The organism is Streptomyces neyagawaensis (assembly GCF_023516595.1).
Classification (GTDB): Bacteria; Actinomycetota; Actinomycetes; order Streptomycetales; family Streptomycetaceae; genus Streptomyces; species Streptomyces neyagawaensis.
The window spans coordinates 221,062-245,877 of record NZ_JAMGBG010000013.1 but is presented as its reverse complement, the minus strand read 5'-3'; the positions used below and the strand labels follow the sequence as shown (position 1 = coordinate 245,877).

Annotated in this window: 20 protein-coding genes; 14 read left to right on the top strand and 6 right to left on the bottom strand. The window is 69.5% G+C overall.

Going from position 1 to position 24,816, the window contains the following annotated elements:
* Window positions 1-24 precede the first annotated feature (24 nt).
* Both M8J73_RS09370 and M8J73_RS09365 read left to right on the top strand, forming a co-directional pair.
* Window positions 25-1,650, top strand: a complete 1,626-nt coding sequence (locus M8J73_RS09370) for an MFS transporter (RefSeq protein ID WP_055539659.1) — start codon at window positions 25-27, stop codon at window positions 1,648-1,650.
* A 281-nt stretch (window positions 1,651-1,931) separates the two neighbouring features.
* Window positions 1,932-2,237, top strand: coding sequence for a hypothetical protein (locus tag M8J73_RS09365; RefSeq protein ID WP_055539647.1), 306 nt, complete (start codon window positions 1,932-1,934; stop codon window positions 2,235-2,237).
* A 6-nt stretch (window positions 2,238-2,243) separates the two neighbouring features.
* Here M8J73_RS09365 and M8J73_RS09360 read toward each other — a convergent pair whose 3' ends face one another.
* From M8J73_RS09360 to aceE, 3 genes are all read right to left on the bottom strand, one after another.
* Complete coding sequence (locus M8J73_RS09360) at window positions 2,244-3,872, bottom strand: transposase (protein WP_249828457.1); 1,629 nt, start codon at window positions 3,870-3,872, stop codon at window positions 2,244-2,246.
* A 363-nt stretch (window positions 3,873-4,235) separates the two neighbouring features.
* Window positions 4,236-4,991, bottom strand: coding sequence for a potassium channel family protein (locus tag M8J73_RS09355; protein ID WP_055540010.1), 756 nt, complete (start codon window positions 4,989-4,991; stop codon window positions 4,236-4,238).
* A gap of 71 nt (window positions 4,992-5,062) precedes the next feature.
* Window positions 5,063-7,810 carry a pyruvate dehydrogenase (acetyl-transferring), homodimeric type gene (aceE, locus tag M8J73_RS09350; RefSeq protein WP_249828456.1) on the bottom strand — a complete coding sequence of 916 codons (2,748 nt, stop codon included), beginning with the start codon at window positions 7,808-7,810 and terminating at the stop codon, window positions 5,063-5,065.
* Between the two features lie 402 nt (window positions 7,811-8,212).
* On the opposite strand from aceE, the gene M8J73_RS09345 reads away from it, so the two are divergent.
* The 6 genes from M8J73_RS09345 to M8J73_RS09320 all read left to right on the top strand — a co-directional run bounded on the left by M8J73_RS09345 (window position 8,213) and on the right by M8J73_RS09320 (window position 12,889).
* Complete coding sequence (locus tag M8J73_RS09345; RefSeq protein ID WP_055520217.1) at window positions 8,213-8,653, top strand: DUF3052 domain-containing protein; 441 nt, start codon at window positions 8,213-8,215, stop codon at window positions 8,651-8,653.
* A 188-nt stretch (window positions 8,654-8,841) separates the two neighbouring features.
* On the top strand, window positions 8,842-9,300 hold the full coding sequence (locus M8J73_RS09340) for a peroxiredoxin (protein WP_055540009.1): 459 nt from the start codon (window positions 8,842-8,844) through the stop codon (window positions 9,298-9,300).
* A 113-nt stretch (window positions 9,301-9,413) separates the two neighbouring features.
* Complete coding sequence (locus M8J73_RS09335) at window positions 9,414-9,989, top strand: calcium homeostasis/redox stress adaptation protein (protein WP_159767118.1); 576 nt, start codon at window positions 9,414-9,416, stop codon at window positions 9,987-9,989.
* 126 nt (window positions 9,990-10,115) lie between these two features.
* Window positions 10,116-10,691 (top strand): TerD family protein, encoded by a 576-nt coding sequence (locus M8J73_RS09330; protein ID WP_055540007.1) that lies wholly within the window; start codon window positions 10,116-10,118, stop codon window positions 10,689-10,691.
* A gap of 151 nt (window positions 10,692-10,842) precedes the next feature.
* Complete coding sequence (locus tag M8J73_RS09325) at window positions 10,843-11,985, top strand: DUF475 domain-containing protein (protein WP_055540006.1); 1,143 nt, start codon at window positions 10,843-10,845, stop codon at window positions 11,983-11,985.
* Window positions 11,986-12,151: 166 nt separating this feature from the next.
* Window positions 12,152-12,889, top strand: coding sequence for a TerD family protein (locus M8J73_RS09320; protein ID WP_249828455.1), 738 nt, complete (start codon window positions 12,152-12,154; stop codon window positions 12,887-12,889).
* A gap of 66 nt (window positions 12,890-12,955) precedes the next feature.
* Here the strand turns inward: M8J73_RS09320 and M8J73_RS09315 are convergent, their stop codons facing one another.
* Window positions 12,956-13,789, bottom strand: coding sequence for a TerD family protein (locus tag M8J73_RS09315; protein WP_249828454.1), 834 nt, complete (start codon window positions 13,787-13,789; stop codon window positions 12,956-12,958).
* Window positions 13,790-13,980: 191 nt separating this feature from the next.
* On the opposite strand from M8J73_RS09315, the gene M8J73_RS09310 reads away from it, so the two are divergent.
* The 3 genes from M8J73_RS09310 to M8J73_RS09300 are packed head-to-tail and all read left to right on the top strand — an operon-like array spanning window position 13,981 to window position 18,499.
* Window positions 13,981-15,147 (top strand): HpcH/HpaI aldolase/citrate lyase family protein, encoded by a 1,167-nt coding sequence (locus tag M8J73_RS09310; RefSeq protein WP_055537775.1) that lies wholly within the window; start codon window positions 13,981-13,983, stop codon window positions 15,145-15,147.
* A gap of 59 nt (window positions 15,148-15,206) precedes the next feature.
* Window positions 15,207-17,681 carry a phosphoribosyltransferase gene (locus tag M8J73_RS09305; RefSeq protein WP_055537774.1) on the top strand — a complete coding sequence of 825 codons (2,475 nt, stop codon included), beginning with the start codon at window positions 15,207-15,209 and terminating at the stop codon, window positions 17,679-17,681.
* On the top strand, window positions 17,681-18,499 hold the full coding sequence (locus tag M8J73_RS09300) for an HAD family hydrolase (protein WP_055537773.1): 819 nt from the start codon (window positions 17,681-17,683) through the stop codon (window positions 18,497-18,499). The genes M8J73_RS09305 and M8J73_RS09300 overlap by 1 nt, the downstream gene beginning before the upstream one ends.
* A gap of 62 nt (window positions 18,500-18,561) precedes the next feature.
* Here M8J73_RS09300 and M8J73_RS09295 read toward each other — a convergent pair whose 3' ends face one another.
* Complete coding sequence (locus M8J73_RS09295; protein WP_055537772.1) at window positions 18,562-19,257, bottom strand: DedA family protein; 696 nt, start codon at window positions 19,255-19,257, stop codon at window positions 18,562-18,564.
* Window positions 19,258-19,351: 94 nt separating this feature from the next.
* Window positions 19,352-19,576, bottom strand: coding sequence for an FmdB family zinc ribbon protein (locus M8J73_RS09290; protein ID WP_079054728.1), 225 nt, complete (start codon window positions 19,574-19,576; stop codon window positions 19,352-19,354).
* A 501-nt stretch (window positions 19,577-20,077) separates the two neighbouring features.
* Here M8J73_RS09290 and M8J73_RS09285 point away from each other — a divergent pair.
* The 3 genes from M8J73_RS09285 (at window position 20,078) to M8J73_RS09275 (ending at window position 24,792) form a co-directional block, all read left to right on the top strand.
* A complete protein-coding gene (locus M8J73_RS09285; RefSeq protein WP_055541953.1) occupies window positions 20,078-22,210 on the top strand; it encodes a transglycosylase domain-containing protein in 2,133 nt (710 codons plus the stop codon).
* A gap of 46 nt (window positions 22,211-22,256) precedes the next feature.
* Window positions 22,257-23,546 (top strand): polysaccharide deacetylase family protein, encoded by a 1,290-nt coding sequence (locus M8J73_RS09280; RefSeq protein ID WP_055541949.1) that lies wholly within the window; start codon window positions 22,257-22,259, stop codon window positions 23,544-23,546.
* A gap of 106 nt (window positions 23,547-23,652) precedes the next feature.
* Entirely contained in the window at window positions 23,653-24,792 is a 1,140-nt protein-coding gene (locus M8J73_RS09275) for an amidase domain-containing protein (protein WP_055541950.1), read from the top strand.
* The last annotated feature ends 24 nt before the right edge of the window (window positions 24,793-24,816 follow it).

Genomic DNA, 24,816 nt, shown 5'->3' with positions numbered 1-24,816 from the left:
GTGGCTGACATTAGCCTCGCACGCATGACTAGTCAGACCACTGTCGACAAGACGGGACCGGGGGACCAGACGCCAGCAGCCCCGTCGGACCCGGCACCGAGCCAGGGGCGGGGCCTGCGCGGCCACCCGTGGTTCACCCTCCTCACCGTGGCCGTCGGCGTCATGATGGTCGCCCTCGACGGCACCATCGTCGCCATCGCCAACCCGGCCATCGCGGACGACCTCAAGGCGAGCTTCGCCGAGGTCCAGTGGATCACCAACGCGTACTTCCTCGCGCTGGCGGTCACCCTCATCACCGCGGGCAAGCTCGGCGACCGCTTCGGCCACCGCCAGACCTTCCTCATCGGTGTCGTCGGCTTCGCCGCCGCCTCCGGTGCCATCGGCCTGTCGAACTCGGTCGCCTTCGTGGTGACCTTCCGGGTCTTCCAGGGCCTGTTCGGCGCGCTGCTCATGCCGGCCGCGCTCGGTCTGCTCCGCGCCACCTTCCCCGCCGAGAAGCTCAACATGGCGATCGGTATCTGGGGCATGGTCATCGGGGCCTCCACCGCGGGCGGCCCGATCCTCGGCGGCTTCCTCGTGGAGAACGTCAGCTGGCAGTCCGTGTTCTGGATCAACGTCCCCGTCGGCGTCCTCGCCGTCGCCCTCGGCGTGTGGATCCTCCTCGACCACCGCGCCGAGAACGCCCCGCGCTCCTTCGACGTCCTCGGCATAGCCCTGCTCTCCGGGGCCATGTTCTGCCTGGTCTGGGCACTCATCAAGGCCCCCGAGTGGGGCTGGGGCTCCGGCACGACCTGGACCTTCGTCGCGGCGTCCCTCGTCCTGTTCGCCCTGTTCGCCTTCTGGGAGACGAGGGTCAAGGAGCCCCTGATCCCGCTGGGCCTCTTCCGCTCCGTACCGCTCTCCGCGGGCGTGGTCCTGATGGTCCTGATGGCCATCGCCTTCATGGGCGGCCTGTTCTTCGTGACGTTCTACCTCCAGAACGTGCACGGGATGAGCCCCATCGACGCCGGTCTGCACCTGCTGCCGCTCACCGGCATGATGATCGTCGGCTCGCCCCTGGCCGGCGCGCTGATCACCAAGGCGGGACCGCGTATCCCGCTGGCCGGCGGTATGGCCTGCACGGCGATCGCCATGTACGGCATGTCGACCCTGGAGACCGACACGGGCAGCGCCGTGATGTCCCTCTGGTTCGCCCTGCTCGGCCTCGGCCTCGCCCCGGTGATGGTCGGCGCCACCGAGGTCATCGTCGGCAACGCGCCGCTGGAGCTGTCCGGTGTCGCCGGTGGTCTCCAGCAGGCCGCCATGCAGATCGGCGGCAGCCTCGGTACGGCCGTCCTGGGCGCCGTGATGGCCTCCAAGGTCGACGGCGACCTGCCGGGCAACTGGGCCGACGCCGGTCTTCCGCCGCTCAAGGACGCCCAGCTCGACCAGGCGTCCGAGGCCGTCCAGGTCGGTGTGCCCCCGGTCGCGCCGGGAACCCCGCCGGAGATCGCTGCCAAGATCGCCACGGTCGCGCACGACACGTTCATGTCGGGCATGGCGCTGGCGTCCCTCGTCGCCGCCGGTGTGGCCGCCGTCGCCGTGCTGGTCGCGTTCCTGACCAAACGGGGCGAGAACGCGGAGGCGGGCGCCGGGGCGGCGCACATCTGATCTCCCCGGCGCTTCATGCGCGGGTTTCCGCCCACGTTCGCCTATCAGGGTGACAAAGCTGAAGATCACTTCCACGCGATACGCCCCGCAGGTCACAGTAAGTCAAGTCCTCCGCACGGCCTGGGTGTTCGACGGCGGGGGGCTGGGGGTCCGGGGCGCGCTGCCGGAGGGGGGCGGCGCGCTCGGGCACGTCCGTCAACACTCCGTGGTTTCGACCCTCATCGGGGGGTACCCGGCACTTCGTACCCGAACTGACGGCGAAGTTCAGGGAGTTGTTGGCGATGGCGGGTTTCGGACACAGTACGCGCAGGCACCCCCGCTCACGTGGCCGGACGTGGTCACGGACCGGGCCGGATCGCGCGACCCTCGGCATCATCGGAGTCATCTGCGCGATCGCGGGATTCTTCGTCCTGGGGATCATCCTCGGTCCCGTCGCGATCGTCTGCGGCTGGCTGGCCATGAACCGCAGCTGGTCCGGCACCCGCTCCGTCCCCGCCCTCGTCGCGGTCGTCCTGGGTGCCATAGACACGCTCCTGGCCATCCTCTGGCTGGCCGGCACAGCCACTCCGGGGGCCGGACTCTTCTGACCGTTCCTAAAGACTGAGCGGGTGTGGGTCCTGTTGCCAGGACTCATGCTCAGCCGGACGCCCCGAACGGTGTTGGGTGTCCTGGTCGCCCGCTTTCGCTCCGCGTCCGGCGCGCACGGATCGTGTCCGTGGTCCGGGAACGCGGGGGCGGGTTCCCTCACGCCCCGGGACACCTGGTGGGGCCTGGACGGTCCGATGCCCCTGCTCATCACTCCGGTGAGCAGGGGGCGGTGCCGTCCGTCGCCGGACCGGGTGCCCGAGGGCGCGCCTTCCGATCGCCACGGCGGCCGCGTCGTGGCGGGTGGGTTTCCTTGTCTTGCTGGTGAGGGGTTGTTGCCAGTGCTGGGCGCCCCAGCGGCTGGTGTAGGCGGGGTCGACGGCGACGACGGGAATGCCGAGTGCGGCGGCCATCGACACCAGCCGGGCCCGCAGCCTGGCCACGGGCATACCGGAGACCAGCCTGCGGAACCGCTTGCGGCGTCCGTGTTTCTCGCGGGTCGTCTCGCCGGTGAAGTCGAGGTCCTCGACGGCGATGGCGAGGTGATGCCGGCGGGCCCAGTGCAGCAAGCGGATCAGCGCGTGCCGGATCTGGGCGTCGCGGTGGGCGGCGCTGCCGGTCAGGTCGTAGCCGAACCGTCGGGGTGCGCCGACCGGGTTGCCGTGAGCGTCGAGCCGCCAGCCCGCCAGGTGGTCGGCGTTGGTGTCGACCCCCACCAGGCCACCCGCGCGGACCACGGCCAACGGCACACTCTGCACCACAGGGGTCGTCCAGGAGGCAGTCAGGTACCAGCGGCCGCGTGCGCTGTCCTCGTGGATGCGGTAGGCCACAGCCCGGTTCGCGTGGACGCGGTCGGCCCACTGCTCACCCCGGTGCGCGAACCTCACCCGGGCGGCGAGGACGTACCGGCCGTGCGGGGCGTTCGCCAGATACGCCAGCGGGGCAGGGAGTTTGAGGGAGACCTCGCCGTCGGGGGTGACGCGGATGGTCTCGTTGCCGAACCGTCTGCCGGACTCACCATCGGCCTGGAAGAAGCGCCGCTCCGCCTGCCACCGGGTGCGCCACTGCTCCTCGGCGAGCCGGGCGGCATCCAGGTGGTGGCGGGTGGTCAGCAGCCGCTTCCCACCCCGCACCACGCCCACGACCCCGGCCTCCCAGTCAGCCCGGAGGGCATGGAGCCGGTCGGTGAGCACGTGCAGACGGCGTGACTTCGCATGCCACTCCCGCCTGCTCGCATAGCCACCCGGAGCGTGCTTGCCGCCCTTCTCGCCCACCGGCAGCGACAGCCGGTGCGCGATCATGCGCACTCCCGCTTCCAGCTGCTGGATGTGTGCGAGTTGCCCGCGCCGGGCCAGTGCCCATTGATCATGCGTGGCCTTGGTGATCGACCCGGCCCAACGGGAGGACGACGCCCCCGTCAGCGCCCGCTTACGCGCGGCCCACCCTTCGGCGTCATGGTCCAGCCCCACCGCGCACCGGACCTTCAGATCCCGGGAGGCGAGAGTGCCCAGATGATCGCCGACCAGGCGCAGTACGGTCTCGTCCTCGGCCGTCAGGTGCCTGAGCCGGTCACGGACCGCCACCCCCGACGGGCCGACGGCGACGAACGGCGCCGCCAACTCCCGCACTCCACCCATCCCCAATCACCCCCCCGTCCGCGCACCGGCCGAACCCTCACCACGCTCCTCAACGACCCACCCAGGCGAAGGTCACACATTCGACTGAGGAACCTCCGTTCCGCCCGGAGGTCATGGAAGCAGTCCGGGCACTCACACTCGGCGACAGCAGCCGAGGGTGCAGAGCAGAGTCAGGGGCGGGGGTATGCGCAATCGGCCGACGACAGCCGAGGGTGCCCTTTACCGGCACCGGGCAGTGCGGCAGGCCCAGGGGCGCGGGGAACTGCGCGACCGGCCACGACGCACCCGCACCCGCCCAAGCAAAGACACCTCCACGGCCCCCGCGGCGCCCCCAAGGCCCCCGGCGCTCTCAAGGCACTCCCGTCAGCGCCGCTGCTCCGGCACCCCCCTCCCCGCCCGCAGCGCCATCACCTCGGCCCGCAGCAGCCGTACCTCCTCGGTCAGCTCCGCTATCGCCGCGGTCTGCCGCCGCTCCTCCGCGTCGTCCTTCTCGAACCGCGCTATGAACCACGCCGCGATGTTCGCGGTGACCACACCCAGCAGCGCGATCCCCGACAGCATCAGCCCCACGGCCAGCACCCGCCCCAGCCCGGTCGTCGGCGCGTGGTCCCCGTATCCCACGGTCGTCATCGTCGTGAACGACCACCACACGGCGTCGCCCAACGTGTGGATGTTCCCGTTCGGGGAGTCCCGCTCCACGGAGAGCACGGCCAGCGACCCGAACATCAGCAGCCCGATCACCGACCCGCCGATATAGGTCGTGAGCCGTATCTGTGAGGCCATCCGCGCCCGCTGCCCGACCAGCAGCAGCGTCGCCACCACCCGCAGCAGCCGCAACGGCTGGACCATCGGCAGCACCACCGCGCACAGGTCCAGCCAGCGCGACCGTACGAACTCCCGCCGCCGTTCGGCGAGGCCGAGCCGTATCACGTAGTCGAGCGCGAAGGCCGCCCACACCGTCCACTCGGCGACCTCGCACCACCACTTCACGTCCGCGCTCGCGTCCGGCCGGACGATCGGCACGGCGTACGCGACGGCGAACACCGCGGCCAGACCGAACAGCGGCCGCTGCGTGTTGTGCTCCCACCGGACCTGTGCCGAGGTGACTCGCTCCTTCATGGGCGCATCGTAGGAAACGTGAAGGGGTGGTGAACCCCCAGGTTCACCACCCCTTGACGGGTCGCCCCGTGCTATGCGTCGCCGCCGGCGGCGCCGGGGTCGGCCGCGGAGACGTCCAGCAGCTGGTAGCGGTCGATGGCCTGCTTGAGCACCGAGCGGTCGACCTTGCCCTCACGCGCCAGCTCGGTCAGCACCGCGACCACGATCGACTGGGCGTCGATGTGGAAGTACCGCCGCGCCGCGCCCCGCGTGTCCGCGAAGCCGAAACCGTCCGCGCCGAGCGACTGGTACGTGCCCGGCACCCACCGCGCGATCTGGTCCGGAACCGACCGCATCCAGTCGGAGACGGCCACGAACGGCCCCTCGGCGCCGCTCAGCTTCCGCGTCACGTACGGGACCTGCTGCTCCTCCTCCGGGTGGAGCAGGTTGTGCCGCTCCACCTCGACCGCCTCGCGGCGCAGCTCGTTCCAGGAGGTCGCCGACCAGACGTCCGCCTTGACGTTCCACTCGGCGGCGAGGATCTGCTGCGCCTCGACCGCCCAGGGCACCGCGACACCGGACGCGATGATCTGCGCCGGGACGGCACCCGACTCGCCGGCCTTGAAGCGGTGGATGCCCTTGAGGATGCCGTCGACGTCGACGTCGGCGGGCTCGGCCGGGTGCTGGATCGGCTCGTTGTAGACGGTGAGGTAGTAGAAGACGTCCTCGCCGGGCTTGCCGTCGGCGGTCTCGCCGTACATCCGGCGCAGACCGTCCTTCACGATGTGCGCGATCTCGAAGCCGAACGCCGGGTCGTAGGCGACACAGCCCGGGTTGGTGGAGGCCAGCAGCTGCGAGTGCCCGTCCGCGTGCTGGAGACCCTCACCGGTCAGCGTCGTACGCCCCGCGGTCGCGCCCAGGACGAAGCCGCGCGCGAGCTGGTCGGACATCTGCCAGAACTGGTCGCCGGTGCGCTGGAAACCGAACATCGAGTAGAAGACGTAGACCGGGATCAGCGGCTCGCCGTGCGTCGCGTACGCCGAACCGGCCGCGATCAGCGACGCCGTGCAGCCCGCCTCGGAGATGCCGTCGTGCAGCATCTGACCCGTCGGCGACTCCTTGTACGCGAGCAGCAGGTCACGGTCGACCGCCTCGTACTGCTGCCCGAGCGGGTTGTAGATCTTCGCGCTCGGGAAGAACGAGTCCATGCCGAAGGTGCGGTACTCGTCGGGCGCGATCAGCACGAACCGCTTGCCAATCTCCTTGTCCCGCATGAGGTCCTTCAGCAGTCGTACGAACGCCATGGTGGTGGCGATCGACTGCTGACCGGAGCCCTTCTTCACACTCGCGTACGTCTTGTCCTCGGGCAGGGGCAGCGGCTTCGCCCGTACGACGCGGGTGGGCACATAACCGCCGAGCCCCTTGCGGCGGTCGTGCATGTACTGGATCTCGTCGGAGTTCCGCCCGGGGTGGTAGTACGGCGGGAGCCCGCTCTCCAGCTCCTTGTCGGAGATCGGCAGGTGCAGACGGTCGCGGAAGCCCTTGAGGTCGGCGACGGTCAGCTTCTTCATCTGGTGCGTGGCGTTGCGGCCCTCGAAGTTCGGCCCCAGCGTCCAGCCCTTGATGGTCTTGGCCAGGATGACCGTCGGCTGGCCCTTGTGCTCGTGGGCCGCCTTGTACGCCGCGTAGATCTTGCGGTGGTCGTGACCGCCGCGGCCCAGGTGCAGGATCTGGTCGTCGGACATGTTCTCGACCATGGCGCGCAGCCGGTGGTCGTCGCCGAAGAAGTGGTCGCGGATGTACGCGCCGGTCTCCGTCGCGTACGTCTGGAACTGGCCGTCCGGCGTGGTGTTCATCTTGTTGACGAGCACACCGTCGCGGTCCTGGGCGAGCAGCGGGTCCCAGCTGCGGTCCCACACCAGCTTGATCACGTTCCAGCCGGCGCCCCGGAAGACCGACTCCAGCTCCTGGATGACCTTGCCGTTGCCGCGCACCGGACCGTCGAGGCGCTGGAGGTTGCAGTTGACGACGAAGGTCAGGTTGTCGAGGCCCTCACGGGCGGCGAGCGTGAGCTGGCCGAGCGACTCCGGCTCGTCCATCTCGCCGTCGCCGAGGAACGCCCAGACATGGGACTTGGAGGTGTCCGCGATCCCGCGCGCCTCCATGTAGCGGTTCATCCGCGCCTGGAAGATCGCGCCCAGCGGGCCGAGGCCCATGGAGACGGTCGGGAACTCCCAGAAGTCCGGCATCAGCCGCGGGTGCGGATAGCTGGACAGGCCGTACGGCGCCTTCGACTTCTCCTGGCGGAACGCGTCGAGCTGCTGCTCGCCGAGCCGGTCCAGCAGGAACGCGCGGGCGTAGATACCGGGGGAGGCGTGCCCCTGGAAGAAGATCTGGTCGCCGCCGTCGCCCTCCTCCTTGCCCCGGAAGAAGTGGTTGAAGCCCACGTCGTAGAGGGAGGCGGACGACGCGAAGGTCGCGATGTGGCCACCCACGCCGATGCCCGGGCGCTGGGCCCTGGACACCATCACGGCGGCGTTCCACCGCGTGGCGTTGAGGATCTTCCGCTCGATCTCCTCGTTGCCCGGGAAGAACGGCTCCGCCTTGGTGGGGATGGTGTTGACGTAGTCCGTGCTGCGCATCTCGGGCACGGCCACGCGCTTCTCGCGGGCCCGCTCGATGAGCCGGAGCATCAGGTAGCGCGCGCGCTCACGCCCGCGCTGGTCCACGGCGGCGTCGAGCGAGTCGAGCCACTCCTGGGTCTCCTCGGGATCGAAGTCAGGGACCTGACTCGGAAGGCCGCCAATGATGATCGGATTGCGATCGGATCCGGAAGCCACGCTGTTCCTTAGCTGTCAGAGGGCCACTCTTCATGGGTTCTTATGGGTGCCTGCACCGCCCCCCATCGTGTACCTCGAGGGCGCAAACGTCATCTCTACCGAGAGGTAACCAAGCTGGTCATCCGCTCTGTCACAGTAGGAAGGACATGCGGCACTCGTACCCCCGAGCGGTTGCCGAATGCGCAAACCGGACACAATGGTGTGGTGTGCGTCACCCGGTGCTGGGAATCGATGCCTGGAGTTGCGTGGACACGGCCCGGATCGTCACCGTTTCGGCGGTCTCGCAGGCTGGGTACTTGCGCGATCCGTCCCGCCCGTGTGGACTACGGCCAACGCTTCGCGTACGCGCGTGGCTGATTCCCCGGGGGCGACCCCACCCGAAACATGATCAGGAGGCAACCCGTGAGCGCGACCGCGGACCACGCGGAGGAGCGGACGAACCCTGCCGCGAGGCTGGGGTTCCAGCCCGAGCAGGTGGTCCAGGAGATCGGCTACGACGACGATGTCGACCAGGAGCTCCGCGAGTCCATCGAGGAAGTCATCGGCAGCGATCTCGTCGACGAGGACTACGACGACGTGGCCGATGCCGTCGTGCTGTGGTTCCGTGACGACGACGGCGACCTGACGGATGTGCTGGTGGACGCCACCACGTACATCGAGGAGGGTGGCTCGATCCTGCTGCTGACGCCCAAGACAGGGCGCGACGGCTATGTGGAGCCCAGTGACATCTCGGAAGCCGCGACGACCGCGGGGTTGTCCGCGTCGAAGAGCGTCAGCGTCGGCAAGGACTGGAGCGGAAGCCGTCTGGTGACGCCGAAGGCGGCGAAGTCCGGCAAGAAATAGAGCGTCGCCCGAGAACTCGGTGGGTTCTGCGTCGAGGCGGTCGCGGCTTGTCGTGGCCGGTCGCGCAGTTCCCCTCGCCCCTGGACGGGCGCCCCTACAGGGCCCGTCCAGGGGCGCTCCGTTTTCCCGCCCGGTCACCTGCGTAGGCTGGGTCACCCGAACAGCCCTACGAAGGGACGCAGGAAATCATGGCGATCCAGGTCGGCGACAAGGCACCCGACTTCGAGCTCAAGGACAACCACGGCGCCACGGTGAAGCTCTCGGACTTCCGCGGCGAGAAGAACGTGGTGCTGCTCTTCTACCCGTTCGCCTTCACCGGGGTGTGCACGGGTGAGCTGTGCGAGCTGCGGGACAACCTGCCGAAGTTCGTCAACGACGACGTCCAGCTGCTGGCCGTGTCGAACGACTCCATCCACACCCTGCGGGTCTTCGCCGACCAGGAGGGGCTGGAGTACCCCCTGCTGTCGGACTTCTGGCCGCACGGCGAGGTCTCCCGTGCGTACGGCGTCTTCGACGCGGACAAGGGCTGCGCGGTGCGCGGGACGTTCATCATTGACAAGGAGGGCGTCGTGCGCTGGACGGTCGTCAACGCCCTGCCGGACGCCCGTGACCTGAACGAGTACGTCGCCGCGCTCGACACCCTGTGATTCTTCGGTTCCAAGGCCTGCGGTTCTCGGGAACCCGTCACTAGGATCGACACGTTGATCCGATACCAACGCACGACGGGGCTCCCCGCCCCAGACATCTATGGGAGGACTTCGTGGGAGTCAGCCTCAGCAAGGGCGGCAACGTATCGCTGACCAAGGAGGCCCCGGGCCTGACCGCGGTCATCGTCGGTCTGGGGTGGGACATCCGCACCACCACCGGCACGGACTTCGACCTCGACGCCAGCGCGCTGCTGCTGGACGCGTCGGGCAAGGTCAGCAGTGACGCCAACTTCGTCTTCTTCAACAACCTCAAGAGCCCCGACGGCTCCGTGGAGCACACCGGTGACAACCTCACCGGTGAGGGCGAGGGCGACGACGAGCAGATCAAGGTCAACCTCGCCGCCGTGCCGGCCGAGATCGAGAAGATCGTCTTCCCGGTCTCGATCTACGACGCCGAGAACCGCCAGCAGTCCTTCGGTCAGGTCCGCAACGCCTTCATCCGCGTGGTGAACCAGGCCGGCGAGGCGGAGATCGCCCGTTACGACCTGTCCGAGGACGCCTCCACCGAGACCGCCATGGTCTTCGGTGAGCTCTACCGGCACGGCGCCGAGTGGAAGTTCCGCGCCATCGGCCAGGGGTACGCCTCGGGTCTGCGCGGTATCGCCCAGGACTTCGGTGTGAACGTCTGAGCCACCGGGGAAGAACCATCCGGCTCACCGCTCCGGCGCCGCAGTCGTCCTCGACCGCGGCGCCGGACGCGCTCGTACACCACAACTGAACACTTGCGAAGCCAGACATCGGGGAGGACCAGCACCATGGGCGTCACGCTCGCCAAGGGAGGCAATGTCTCCCTCTCCAAGGCCGCGCCGAACCTCACTCAGGTGATGATCGGACTCGGCTGGGACGTCCGGACCACCACCGGAGCCCCTTTCGACCTCGACGCCAGTGCGCTGCTGTGCCAGGGGGGCCGGGTGCTGGGGGACGAGTGGTTCGTCTTCTACAACAACCTGACGAGCCCCGACGGCTCGGTGAAGCACACCGGTGACAACCTCACCGGCGAGGGGGAGGGCGACGACGAGTCGATCATCATCGACCTCTCCATGGTGCCCGCGACCGTCGACAAGATCGTGTTTCCGGTCTCCATCCATGACGCGGACAACCGCGGCCAGTCCTTCGGACAGATCAGCAACGCCTTCATCCGCGTCGTCAACCAGCTCGACGGCCAGGAACTGGCCCGCTACGACCTCTCGGAGGACGCCTCCACCGAGACCGCGATGATCTTCGGTGAGGTCTACCGATACGGCGGGGAATGGAAGTTCCGCGCGGTCGGTCAGGGGTACGCGTCAGGCTTGCGCGGTATCGCCCTGGATTTCGGGGTCAATGTGTCGTAGGGCCCTTCCGGTGGGTCCAGCGCTATATGCGCAAAACCTGGGGCCTGGTGGGGGACGAGGGGCGCCCGACTAGACTTCGGCTTCGGAGTCAATGTTTGGTAAAGCCGCGCGCGGCGCGGGGGAACCCCGTACACACACGATTGGGTAGCCAGTGGTTCTGAAAACCTTCGGCTGGTCGTTCGCGGTCACCGCGCTCGGCTTGGTTGCAGCGGTTCTCTACGACGGGTGGACGGCGCTCGGGCTCGTCGCCATCCTGTCCATCCTGGAGATCTCGTTGTCGTTCGACAACGCAGTGGTCAACGCCGGGATCCTGAAGAAGATGAATGCCTTCTGGCAGAAGATCTTCCTCACCATCGGCATCCTCATCGCCGTCTTCGGCATGCGCCTGGTGTTCCCCGTCGTGATCGTCGCGATCAGCGCCAAGCTGGGCCCGATCGAGGCCGTCGACCTGGCGCTCACCGACAAGGACCAGTACCAGCAGTACGTGACCGACGCCCACCCGTCGATCGCGGCGTTCGGCGGTATGTTCCTGTTGATGATCTTCCTCGACTTCATCTTCGAGGACCGGGACATCAAGTGGCTGGGCTGGCTGGAGCGTCCGCTGGCCAAGCTCGGCAAGATCGACATGCTGTCCGCCTGCATCGCGATGATCGTCCTGCTGATCACCTCGATGACCTTCGCGACCCACGCCCACCAGCACGGCGGCACCCATGTCGACAAGGCGCAGACCGTGCTGATCTCCGGTCTCGCGGGCCTCATCACCTATCTCATCGTCGGCGGTCTCTCCAGCTTCTTCGAGAACCGCCTGGAGGAAGAGGAGGAGCGCGAGCACGAGGCGGAGGAGGAGGCGGAGCGCAGCGGCAAGCCGCGTTCGGCCGTCGCCCTCGCCGGCAAGGCCGCGTTCTTCATGTTCCTCTACCTGGAGGTCCTGGACGCGTCGTTCTCCTTCGACGGCGTGATCGGCGCGTTCGCCATCACCAACGACATCGTCCTGATGGCGCTCGGCCTGGGTATCGGCGCGATGTACGTCCGGTCGCTCACCGTCTACCTGGTCCGCCAGGGCACCCTCGACGACTACGTCTACCTGGAGCACGGCGCGCACTACGCGATCGGCGCCCTCGCCGTGATCCTGCTCGTCACCATCCAGTACGAGATCAACGAGATCATCACGGGCCTCATCGGTGTCGTCCTGATCGCCTGGTCCTTCTGGTCCTCGGTCCGCCGCAACAAGGCGCTGGCGGCCGCGGAGGGAAAAGCTGAGTCCTCCAAGGAGGAGGTGGCGTCCGGCGTCTGACCCCGAGGCGGGTACGACCCGGAAGCCGGGGCCGGTGTGACCGGTTCCGGAGTGTGACTGCCCTCCAGGTGAGGGAACGCTCTGAGCGGGGCGGCCGACGAGGACTCGTCCTCGTCGGCCGCCCCGCTGGTGGTTGACGCGACGACACGGCAGTTGTGGGGCGGGCATGAGTTTTCTGGACAACCTCTGGCGCGGACGGGCCACGGAGTTCGACGCGGGCAACGCGGCGACCAACGCCATCGAGCTGACCAAACGGCACCAGAAGGTCTCCCTCAGCAAGCAGGGCGCCGCCACCGGCCATCTGCGCGTCAACCTGTCCTGGCGGATGCGGACCTCCGACATAGGCGGACCCAAGCGGCAGAGCGTGCTCCGGCACCCCTTCAGGGCGCTCAAGCCGGAGCAGGTGGTGGCGCACAGCCAGAGCATGGTCAACGTCGACCTCGACCTCGGCTGTCTGTACGAGCTGGCCGACGGGACGAAGGGGGTCGTGCAGCCGCTGGGCGGCTTCCTCGGCGACATCAACGACCCGCCGTACATGCGGCTCAGCGGCGACGACCGGTTCGGGTCGGGGTCCGGCGAGACCATGTACATCAACCTGGACCATCGCGACGACTTCAAGCGGATGCTCGTCTTCGTCTACATCTACGACCAGACGCCGGCCTTCGACCGCACGCACGCGGTCGTGACGCTGTACCCGAGCAACGGCCCCCGGATCGAGATCGGGCTCGACGAGCGCCACCCGCAGGCCCGCTCGTGCGCGGTGGTGATGATCGAGAACGTCAAGGGGGAGATCATCGTGCGCCGGGAGGTGAAGTTCGTCTACGGCTTCCAGGCGGAGCTCGACCGGCTCTACGGGTGGGGCCTGCAGTGGGGGCGCGGCTTCAAGACCAAGGCGGAGCGCTGACCGGGGCCCCGCCCGCCCCCGCGTCCTCCCGCGCCCCGCACAGGGCCTTCCCCGGCTCCCGGACGCTCACCTGCCGATGAACTGCGGGCCCTGCGGAGGGAGCCGGACGTCGGAGCCCGGGCCGGCGCCCGTGGGCTGCGGGTAGCCGTAGGCGGCGCCGGCGGTCGCGGGGGCCTGCTGGGTGTGCGGATAGCCGTAGGCGGGCTGCGGCTGCTGGGTCGGCGCCGCCGGGGGGTAGCCGTACCCCGGCTGGGACGGGACCCCGCCGGCCGGCTGCTCCGGGGGGAGCGGGGCCGACACCTCGGGTGCCGGGGCCTGAGTCGTGGACGTCTGGTTCGCCGCGGCGGCCGCCGCCTCCGACTCGTCGACCGAGATGCCGAAGTCGGTGGCGAGGCCCTGGAGGCCGTTGGTGTAGCCCTCGCCGAGGGCGCGGAACTTCCAGCCGCCGCCCCGGCGGTACAGCTCGCCGCAGATCAGCGCGGTCTCCTCGCCCGTCTCCGGCTTGATGTCGAAGTACGCCAGCGGTTCCGCGTCGGAGACGGTGGCGTCGTACAGCAGGATGCGCAGGGAACGTACGTGGTCGAAGGTGACGTCGTCGGCGGAGGCCACGAGGAGAATCTGGCCGACGGCGGACTCGACACCGGCCAGGTCAGTCTGGATGGTGTCCGTGAGGCCGTCGGCGACGCGCTTCTTGCCGAGCCGCCACACCTTGCCCGAGGGGTGGCGCGGCTGGTTGTAGAACACGAAGTCCTCGTCGGACCGTACCCGTCCGTCGGGGCCGAGGAGCAGCGCCGAGGCGTCGACTTCCGGGGCACCCTGTCCGGGCGCCCAGCGCAGCACGGCGCGGACCGCCGTGGCTTCGATCGGGACGTTCGACCCCTTCAGCATCGCGTGCGTCATGACGTTCATCCTGCCCTCTCGGTCCTGATCACGACAACGCGGGGGCGCGGACGGGCCGGTTGAGTCGTCGAGCGGCCGACATGGCCGGGTTACCAGAACTTCACGCCCGGAGGGAACTGAAGACACACATTTGTACGTACTATTACCGGCCACCTTCACGACCGGCCGCCCAGCAGCCACGGGGGATCTCCATGCGTCACTTCGGGCATATCGCCCCTGAGGAGCGTCAGCGCCTCTTCTTCCGCGAGCCGGGTTCCTTCACCGCCGACTCGCCGGCCCGTGTCCTCGCCGCCGCCCTCGGCGCCACCCTCTACAGCCCGGCGACCCGCGAGCGGCTGGCCGACGACATCGTCAAGCAGGCCGGGCGCGGTGTGGTCTCCATGGTGCTGTGCCTGGAGGACTCCATCGACGACGCGGAGGTCGTGGGCGCCGAGGAGAACCTCGTCCGGCAGTTCGCCGACCTCGCCGCGCGCCCCGACGTCGATCTGCCGCTGCTGTTCATCCGGGTCCGCTTCCCCGAGCAGATCCCCGACCTCGTACGGCGGCTCGGCCCGGACGTGACGCTGCTGTCCGGATTCGTACTCCCGAAGTTCACCGAGGAGCGTGGCATCGCCTTCCTGGAGGCGCTCACCGCCGCCGAGGCCGCGAGCGGGCGGCGGCTGTTCGCGATGCCCGTGCTGGAGTCGCCCGAGCTCATGTACCGGGAGACGCGCGTAGAGGCCCTCCAGGGCATCGCCCACACCGTCGACAAGTACCGCGACCGCGTCCTCGCCCTGCGCCTCGGCGTCACCGACTTCTGCTCCTCGTACGCCCTGCGCCGGGCACCCGACATGACCGCGTACGACGTCCAGATCGTCGCCTCCGTGATCGCGGACGTGGTGAACGTGCTGGGGCGGGCGGACGGCACCGGGTTCACGGTGACCGGGCCCGTGTGGGAGTACTTCCGGGTGCAGGAGCGCATGTTCAAGCCGCAGCTGCGCACCAGCCCGTTCCTGGAGAACCGCGCCGGGCGGCTGCGCGAGACACTGATAGAGCACGCCCTGGACGGACTGCTGCGGGAGATCTCCCTCGACCAGGCCAACGGTCTGCTCGGCAAGACCTGCATCCACCCCTCGCATGTGCTGCCCGTGCACGCGCTGTCCGTGGTCAGCCACGAGGAGTTCAGCGACGCCGAGGACATCCTGCGCCCCGAGCGGGGCGGCGGCGGGGTCCTGCGCTCCGCCTCCCGGAACAAGATGAACGAGGTCAAGCCGCACCGGGCCTGGGCCGAAAGGGTTCTGCAGCGGGCCGAGGTCTTCGGTGTGGCCAACGAGGACATCGGCTTCGTGGACCTGCTGGCCGCGGGGCTCGCCGACTGAGGAGCGCCGCCCGCACCCGCGGTGGCCGCCCGCACCTGTCGTAACCGACGAAGGAATCGATGAACAACGCAGTGAACCACCCGATCTGGTCCGGGACCTGGGTCGCCGAGCGGCTCGGGGTCGAGCTGGTGGGTGACGAGGAGCTGAGCGGTCTGCTGGGGCTCGCGCTGCGGCGCAACCCCAAGCGGGCGCATCTGCTCGTGTCGAACGTGCTCGGCAAGCATGTGCCGCAGTCGCCGGCCGTCGTGCACGGACACGGGGTCGCCCTCGGCCGCCGGGTGCGGGACCTGCTGGGGGCCGACGGGGCGCGGGCCTCGGTCGTCCTCGGGTACGCCGAGACCGCGACCGGGCTCGGGCACTCCGTCGCGGACGGCCTCGGCGACGCGCCCTACCTCCACTCCACCCGGCGGCCCGTCGACGGTGTCGCCCAGGCCGGCGGCTTCGAGGAGTCCCACTCCCACGCGACGTCGCACCTGCTGCTGCCGGAGGACCCGGAGCTGCTGGCCGGGACCGGGCCGCTGGTCCTCGTCGACGACGAGTTCTCCACCGGCAACACGGTCCTCAACACCATCCGCGCGCTGCACGAGCGGTACCCGCGCGAGCGGTACGTCGTCGTGGCCCTGGTCGACATGCGGTCGGCCGAGGACCAGGGGCGGCTCGCCGGGTTCGCCCGGGAGATCGGGGCGCGTGTGGACCTGGTGACCACCGCCAAGGGGACCGTGCGGCTCCCGGAGGGCGTGCTGGAGAAGGGGCAGGCGCTGGTCGCCGAGCACGAGGGGGCGCCCGCCGCCCCGGTGTGCGCGGGGTGGGTCGGCCGGGTCGAGCTGGGCTGGCCCCACGGGGTGCCCGACGGCGGGCGGCACGGCTTCGCCCCCGTGCACCGGGAGCGCCTGGAGGCCGCGCTGCCGGGAATGGCCACACGCCTCGCCCGGGCCCTGCCCGAGGGCGCCCGACGGGTGCTCGTCCTCGGCTTCGAGGAGCTGATGTACGCGCCGCTGCGGCTGGCGACGGAGCTGGAGCGGCTGGCGGACGGGGTGGAGACACGGTTCTCCACCACGACGAGGTCCCCCGTGCTGGCCGTCGACGATCCCGGCTACGCGATACGCAGCCGTATCGTCTTCCCCGCCCACGACGGGCCCGCGGACGGGCCGGGGGAGCGGTACGCGTACAACGTGGCCGGCGGCGGCTTCGACGCGGTGATCGCCGTCGTCGACTCGACCGCCGACACGCCCGCCCTCCACGCGCCCGACGGCCTCCTGGCCACCCTCGCCGCCCACACCCCGACCGTCCTCCTCGCGGTCGTCCCGTCCTACGTCCCGTCCCCTGCCCCGTCGAAGGACGGGGCGCCGCCCCCGCACCGCACCGAAAGGCCCTTCATGCTGCCCGAGCCCCTGCGCGGCCCCGCGTTCTCCTCCTATGCGGCCGAGGAGGTCGGGTGGCTGCTGCAGGACCTCTCCGAGGTGACCCTGGAGGCGCCGACCGAGGAGCGCGAGGAGGCCATCCAGAGCGGCGGGGCGCACTACGCCGAGTCGCTGCCGGTCGAGTACCAGCCGAGCGAGCAGTATCAGGCCCTCTTCCACAGCGCCCTGGACGCCTCGGCCGAGCGGATCGCCGTGGCCGTCGGGGTCGTCACCGAGACCGTGCTCGCGGAGCGGTCCCCGCGCCCCGTCCTGGTGTCGCTCGCCCGCGCCGGGACGCCCGTGGGCGTGCTGATGCGCCGGTGGGCGCAGCAGCGGCACGGCCTCGAACTGCCGCACTACGCCGTCTCGATCGTGCGGGGCCGCGGCATCGACGCCAACGCGCTGCGCTGGCTGGCCGCCCACCACGACCCGGCGGACGTGGTGTTCGTCGACGGCTGGACCGGCAAGGGCGCGATCACCCGGGAACTCGCCGTCGCCATCGAGGAGTTCGAGCGGGCCGAGGGCGTCACCGGGTTCGACCCGGAGATCGCGGTGCTCGCCGACCCCGGCTCCTGCGTGCGCACCTACGGCACCCGCGAGGACTTCCTCATCCCCTCGGCGTGCCTCAACTCGACCGTCTCCGGACTGATATCGCGGACCGTGCTGCGCGCGGACCTCGTCGGACCCGACGACTTCCACGGCGCCAAGTTCTACCGCGAGCTGGCCGGCGCCGATGTGTCCGTGGAGTTCCTGGACGTCGTCTCGGCCCGCTTCGCCGACGTCACCGACACGGTCGACGCCCGCACCAAGGAGCTGCTGTCCGCCGACCGCACGCCCACCTGGGAGGGCTGGGCGGCCGTCGAACGGATCAGCGAGGAGTACGGGATCCACGACGTCAACCTGGTCAAGCCCGGTGTCGGGGAGACCACCCGGGTGCTGCTGCGCCGGGTACCGTGGAAGATCCTCGCGCGGGCCGGGGCGGGCGCGGACCTCGACCACGTACGCCTGCTCGCCGAACAGAGAGGGGTACCGGTGGAAGAGGTGGCGGAGCTGCCGTACACCTGTGTGGGACTGATCCACCCCCAGTACACGCGGGGCGCGACCGGTGCCGACGGCAAGGCGGTGGCGGTCTGATGCCCGGCCCCCGTGTGCTCGTCGCGAGCGATCTCGACCGTACGCTCATCTACTCGACCGCCGCACTCGCGCTGACCATGCCGGACGCGCGGGCGCCCCGGCTGCTCACCGTCGAGGTGCACGAGAACAAGCCTCTGTCGTATCTGACCGAGACGGCGGCCGGGCTGCTCACGGAGCTGGGGGACGCGGCGGTGTTCGTGCCGACGACGACCCGGACCCGCAAGCAGTACCAGCGGATCAATCTGCCGGGGCCCACTCCCACGTACGCGATCTGCGCGAACGGCGGGCATCTGCTGGTCGACGGGGTCTCGGACCCCGACTGGTACGCGGGCGTGACCGCGCGGCTCGCGGACGAGTGCGCGCCGCTGGAGGAGGTCCGGGACCATCTCGCCGCCACCGCCGACCCGACCTGGGTGCGCAAGCACCGCATCGCCGAGGACCTCTTCGTCTATCTCGTCGTCGAGCGCGAGCTGCTGCCCGAGGAGTGGGTGAAGGGGATCGCGGTGTGGGCGGAGAACCGGGGCTGGACGGTGTCGCTCCAGGGCCGGAAGCTGTACGCCGTGCCGAAGCCGCTGACGAAGAGCGCGGCGATGCGGGAGGTCGCGCGGCGGACCGGGGCGCAGCTGACGGTGGCCGCGGGCGACTCGCTGCTCGACGCGGATCTGCTGCTGGCGGCGGACCGGGCGTGGCGGCCGGGGCACGGAGAGCTGGCGGACGCCGGCTGGTCGGGGCCGACGATCACGGCGCTGCCGGAGCGGGGGGTCATGGCCGGGGAGCGGATCCTGCGGGAGTTCCTCCGGGCCGCGCGGGAAGGGTGACGCGGGGGGCCGCCGGCCGGGCATGATCTCCGGTCCGGTCCGGTCCGGTCAGTCCTGTCCGGTCAGGGGGTGGGGGTGCCGCGGTCCGCGGGCTGCCGGTCGTCGGTGGTCGGGCGCGCAGTTCCCCGCGCCCCGTTGGCGCTGCCCTGCTTCAGGAGGCGGAGCAATACGAAGGCCAGCACGGCCAGCGCGGCGGCCGCCAGGACGATCTTCGAGTACGTCGAGACGACCGCCGTCACCTCGGTCCAGTTCGCGCCCAGGAAGTAGCCGGCCAGCACGAAGAGCGTGTTCCAGATCGCGCTGCCCAGGGCGGTGAGGAGCGTGAAGACGGGCAGGGGCATGCGTTCGACGCCGGCGGGGACCGAGATCAGGCTGCGGAAGACCGGGACCATCCGGCCGAAGAAGACCGCCTTGGTGCCGTGCCGGAGGAACCACGCCTCCGTCCGCTCCACGTCGGAGACCTTGACCAGGGGCAGCTTCGCCGCGATCGCCAGGGTGCGGTCGCGGCCCAGGAGGGCGCCCACGCCGTAGAGGGCGAGGGCGCCGATGACGGAGCCCGCCGTGGTCCACAGCAGCGCGGCGTAGAGGTCCATCCGGCCCGTGCTCGCGGCGAAGCCGGCGAGAGGGAGGACGACCTCGCTGGGGATCGGCGGGAAGAGGTTCTCCAGGGCGACGGCCAGACCGGCCCCCGGTGCCCCCAGCAGATCCATCAGTCCTATGATCCACAGGGGTGCGCCGCTCATCGACTCCGCTTGCATGGCTGTCATGGGCGCAGGCTAGGGGAACGAAGCTGAAGGGAGCCTGAGGTGCGGATGAACGCTCCCGGGCCGGAGGCCGTTGAACCCAGTGTGATCAACCGCAGCATCCGCCGCCGCAGCATCCACCGCCCCCGCCGCCGCCCGCCCGGGGCGCGGGGGCGGCAGCGGAGGCCGAGCCGCCCACCGCGACCGTCGACAGGAGCTTGACCGTGTCCTGGTGACCCGAGGGGCAGTCCGCGGGGGCGGACGACTCGGCCATCGGGCGGCTCAGTTCGAAAGTGTCGCCGCAGGTCCGGCAGCGGTATTCGTAGCGAGGCATGTGCTCAGGCTATCCGGCGGCGGGCCGCCGTCAGCAGGACTTGTTTTCGACGGGTCGGTCACACTGGCCAAATTTTCACGCTGCCGACCGGGGCGGTTGTGAAAGTGACTGATAATTTGTGGTCGCTGTGTGGAGACCGGACGGCCGGGGGACCGGGGGACCGGGGGACTCACAGCCGCGGGTGTGGCGGCTGTGACGGTCCACGCGGGCGATGCCAAGTGGGAGGGGGGACAGTCATGACCGCTGTCCTGTGTCGATCGGGAGCCACGTCCCCCGGTCGCTATGTCGCCGTGGGCGGGCGAAAGGTTGCCGCGTTCCGCCGGATCGTCGCCGCGCAGCACATGAGCCGTCCCCGCAGCGGAGCGCGCCATGGGCAGCGCTGAAGGAGAGGGTCGTATGCGCCGCCGCCGGGGAGCGGCACACGAGCGCCGGGAGCAGGGGCTCCCGGAGTCCGAGTTCACGATGGAGCTGAAGGCCCCGCCCCCGCCGGCGGACGAGACCATGGAGCTCAAGGCACCGCCGCCCCCGCCGGCCGACGAGACCATGCAGCTGCGCGTGCTCGAACCGGGCATGCTCGACAGCCGGCCCGAGCAGTCGGCGACGGGCGGCAGGCGGGACAGGCGCAAGGCGGCCCGGCCGTCGTTTCGCGCCAGATTCCTGGCCGCCGTGGGCCCGCGCCTCGCCCCCTTGGCCCCGTATGCCCGCCGAATACGCCCGCAGTACCCGCGCCCCGGCCGTACCGACTGGCGACGCTGGGTGCCGTCCTGGCGGCAGTCGCTGGGCGCCGGAGGGCTCGCCGTGGGGTTCAGCACCATGCTGCTGACCATCGCCTACGCCGCCACGGACATACCCGAGGACCTCAACACCTTCGCCACCCAGCAGGACAATGTGTACTTCTGGTCCGACGGCACACCGATGGCCCGTACCGGCTGGGTGCGGCGCCAGGCGATGCCGCTGAAGGACGTCCCCGAGGATGTGCGCTGGGCGGTCCTCGCGGCGGAGAACGCGAGCTTCTACTCCGACCCCGGCATATCCTTCAGCGGTATCACCCGGGCCCTGGTGCGCACCGTGGGTGAGGGCGACACCCAGGGCGGTTCGACGATCACCCAGCAGTACGTCAAGAACGTCTATCTGACCCAGGACCGCTCGCTCAGCCGCAAGTTCGACGAGGCGATGCTCGCCCTCAAGCTCGACAACCAGATGAGCAAGGACGAGATCCTGGAGGGCTACCTCAACACCAGCTGGTTCGGCCGCGGCACCTACGGCATCCAGCGGGCCTCCCAGGCGTACTACGGCAAGGACGTCAGCGAGCTGAACGCGAGCGAGGCCGCCTTCCTCGCCTCCCTCCTCAAGGGCGCCGGCCTGTACGACCCCTCCCTCAGCCGGTCCAACCACGCCCGGGCCGTCGTGCGTTGGGAGTGGATTCTGGACCGGATGGTCGAGCTCGGCAAGCTCTCCGAGAGCGAGCGTGCCAAGTACCAGAAGTTCCCCGAGCCGCTGAAGCAGTCGAACCAGTACGACACCGGCAAGCAGAGCGACTACCTCGTGGAGCTGGCCGCCCAGTACGCGAAGAAGGCCGGGAACATACCGGACCAGGAGTTCGACATGGGCGGCTACCAGATCTACACGACCTTCGACCGCAAGCGGCAGACCGACCTGACCGCCGCCGTCACCAAGGCCCGCGAGGGCGTCGCGAAGGACAGCCCCAAGAAGGCGAAGTCCGCCCACTTCGGAGCGTCCTCCGTCGCCGCCGACGGACGGATCCTCGCCGTCTACGGCGGCCCCGACCACCGCAGACAGGGCTACAACGAGTCCAACTCGACCACAGTCCCGTCCGGTTCGGCGTTCCTGCCGTTCGTCTACGCCGCAGCCCTGGAACACGGCGTCGTCAAGGAACGCGACGGCCGGTCGACACCTGTCACCCCGCAGACGCTCTACAACGGTGACGACGGAGTCGTCATCACCACGCCCGAGGGCCCCTACTGGGACCGCAACGGCAAACGGGTCCGCGCCCGCAACGACGGCAAGCGGTCCTACGGCCGGATCACCCTGCACGACGCGCTCGCCAAGTCCGTGAACTCCCCGTTCATGCAGCTCGGCATGGACACCGGTCTGAACAAGGTGCGCTCCACCGCCGAGGCGGCCGGACTGCTGCCGTCCAGCTTCGGTGCGCAGGTGCCCGCCCTGTCCGTCGGCAGCGCCACACCCAGCGCGATCCGCATGGCCAGCGGCTACAGCACGTTCGCCGCGGACGGCCGCCACACCGAGCCGTACTCGGTGCGGAAGATCACCCACAACGGATCCAAGGTCGGGATGTCCACACCCAAGCGGAAGCGGGCGGTGGGCGCGGCGGTGGCCCGGCAGGTCACCGAGGCGCTCACGGACGCCTTCCGCAGCGACCACCCCGCCTCGCCCGGCGCCGCCTCCTTCGAGGTCGCGGGCAAGGGCGGGACGACCCAGGACGACAAGGCCGCCTGGTACGTCGGCACGGCGGAGAAGGTGTCGACCGCGGTCGTCCTGTACCGGATCGACCTGTCCAAGAGCCTGGAGCCGTTGCGGCTCGACGGCATCGCCGGAACCCCGGGATCCGGCGTGCCCTACGACATCTGGTCCCGTGCGACGAGCGTCGGCTGACGCCCGATGAGGACCCGACCCGCCACCCTCGCAGAATGAGCCGCACATGAAGCCTGGCAGCAAGTCACACAAGGGCCGCCGCCGCAAAGCACGTCAGCCCCGTCGCACCACCCGGCCGCAGTTCCTGACCCTGGCCGCGCTGCTCGTCGTCGCCTCCCTCGTCGGCGGCTACATGGTGCTGAACCGTACGACCAGTACCGCGCCGACCGCGTCGTCCTCCGGTGGCAGGGACGGCAAGGGCAACTCCGCCAAGAACGCCGAACCGAAGTGGGACGGCAGGACCAAGGTCATCGGGGACGGCTCCACGTCGTACACCGGCCCGCAGAAGGGCCAGTTGAAGGCCGTACCGCTCAAGCGGGGTGAGAAGCCCCCGCAGTTCGTCGTGTTCTCCTGGGACGGCGCGCTGGCCGGCGACGACAACCTCTTCGATCACTACCGGCAGATGGCGAAGCGCTACAACGCGCACATGACGTTCTTCCTCACCGGCATCTACCTGCTGCCGAAGGACAAGCGGAACCTCTACGACCCGCCGCAGCACGACAAGGGCTCCGCCGCGATCAGCTACGCGACCGACGACCACATCCGCACCACCATCGAGGAACTCGGCGAGGCCTGGCGCGAGGGCAACGAGATAGGCACCCACTTCAACGGCCACTTCTGCGGTGCGAAGGGCGGCGGCGACTGGAGCGTCGCGGAGTGGAAGCGGGAGATCGAGGAGTTCAACTCCTTCCTGGAGAACTGGAAGACCAACACCGGCTTCACCGACATGGACCCGCTGCCCTTCGACGTCAAGGCCGTCACCGGCGGCCGCGCGCCCTGCCTGGAGGGGCAGAAGAACCTGCTGAAGGCGGTCAAGGGCTTCGGCTACCGCTACGACGCCAGCTCCCCGGGCGCCTACCAGGTGTGGCCCGCCAAGAAGGAGGGCGTCTGGGACTTCCCGCTGCAGATGCTCCCGTTCAACGACGAATACCAGGCGCTGTCGATGGACTTCAACTTCCTCTACAACCAGTCGGACGGCAAGACCGACGGTGACCCGGCGATGTACCAGACCTGGCAGAGGGAGACCATCGACACCTACATGTCCGGCTTCAACCGCGTCTACTACGGCAGCCGCGCACCGCTGTTCATCGGCAACCACTTCGAGCAGTGGAACGGCGGCATCTACATGAACGCCGTCGACGAGATCATCAAGAACGTCTGCACCAAGAAGGACGTGAAGTGCGTGTCCTTCCAGGAGTTGGCCGACTGGATGGACGTACAGAAGCCGTCGACCCTGGCGAACCTGCGCAATCTGGACCCCGGGCAGTCGCCGGACTGGGCGACAGTGGTCAAATAGTCTTCCCGTTCTCCGACTTGTTATTCCCCCCGACCTACTTCGCTTGAGGAGGTCATGTAAAGATTCGGACCCCGGGTACGACCAACTCGGGGGCAAGGAGAATGCAGTGAGATCAAGGACGTTGAGCCTCGCAGGCTCGACCGTCGCGGCGGCCGTACTGGCCACCGCGCTGCTGCCGATGACCGCCGCGCAGGCCGCCGGGTCGACCCCCAAGGTCACGAAGGCGACCAAGGACGCGTTCGGGCGGGTCGCGGACAACGTGATCACCGACCGCACGGCCGTGCTCGTCGGTGGTGGGGCGGCCCGCAAGTCGCTGAAGCCCACCGGTGGCGTCAAGCTGTCCAGCGCCCAGAAGAAGGTCGAGGACGGCAAGCTGAGCGCCCTGCGCGCCACCAAGGCGCGTCTCGCGGCCCTGGGCGAGGCCTACACCTCGGCCGACACCGCGGTCACCGTCGACAGCACCAAGGTCAAGGGCACGAAGGCCACGGTGAAGATCACCGAGCGGACGAGCCTCAAGTACAAGAAGATACGCGGCGACGAGCCCGCCTCCACGGGCTTCGAGGCGCACCACCAGCTCACCTTCACGGCGTCCGGTGGCACGTGGCAACTGACCGCCATGAAGGGCACGGACGGCGGCGCCCAGCGCATCAACGACCCCGTCGCCCCGGCGGCGGACGCCAAGCTGAGCCGTACGCCCATGGCCGTCCACCAGGCTCCGAAGGCCGCCACCAGCTGGCCCGCTCCTGCCGCGCCGAAGACGATCAACGGCGGGAAGTACAACTACCAGGCGATGGTGGCGTACACCGAGAAGTACTGGAAGAACTACAACCCGGCCTACCGCAAGTACAACTCGATGGGCGGCGACTGCACCAACTACCTCAGCCAGGGTCTCCTGGCGGGCGGCTGGCAGCAGATCTCCAAGGTGACGCCCGAGGAGTACGACACCTGGTACTACGCCTCGAACGGTACGGCCGACGCGTGGATCGGTGTCAACGAGTGGTCCTGGTTCACCCAGACCGCGAAGCGCACCACCCCGCTGGCGAACGTCTACCAGCTGGACCTCGGTGACGTGCTCCAGGTCGACTTCAACCGGGACGGCGACAAGGACCACTCGATGATGGTGACCTTCCGCAGTTCCAGCGGTGTGCCGTACCTGACGTACCACGACGCGGACACCTACCGCCGTTCGGTGGCGAGCATCATCGCCTCGTACCCGAACGCGTACTACTACGCGTACCGCACCTGATCCGGCCGACTCCCGTCGGGCCTC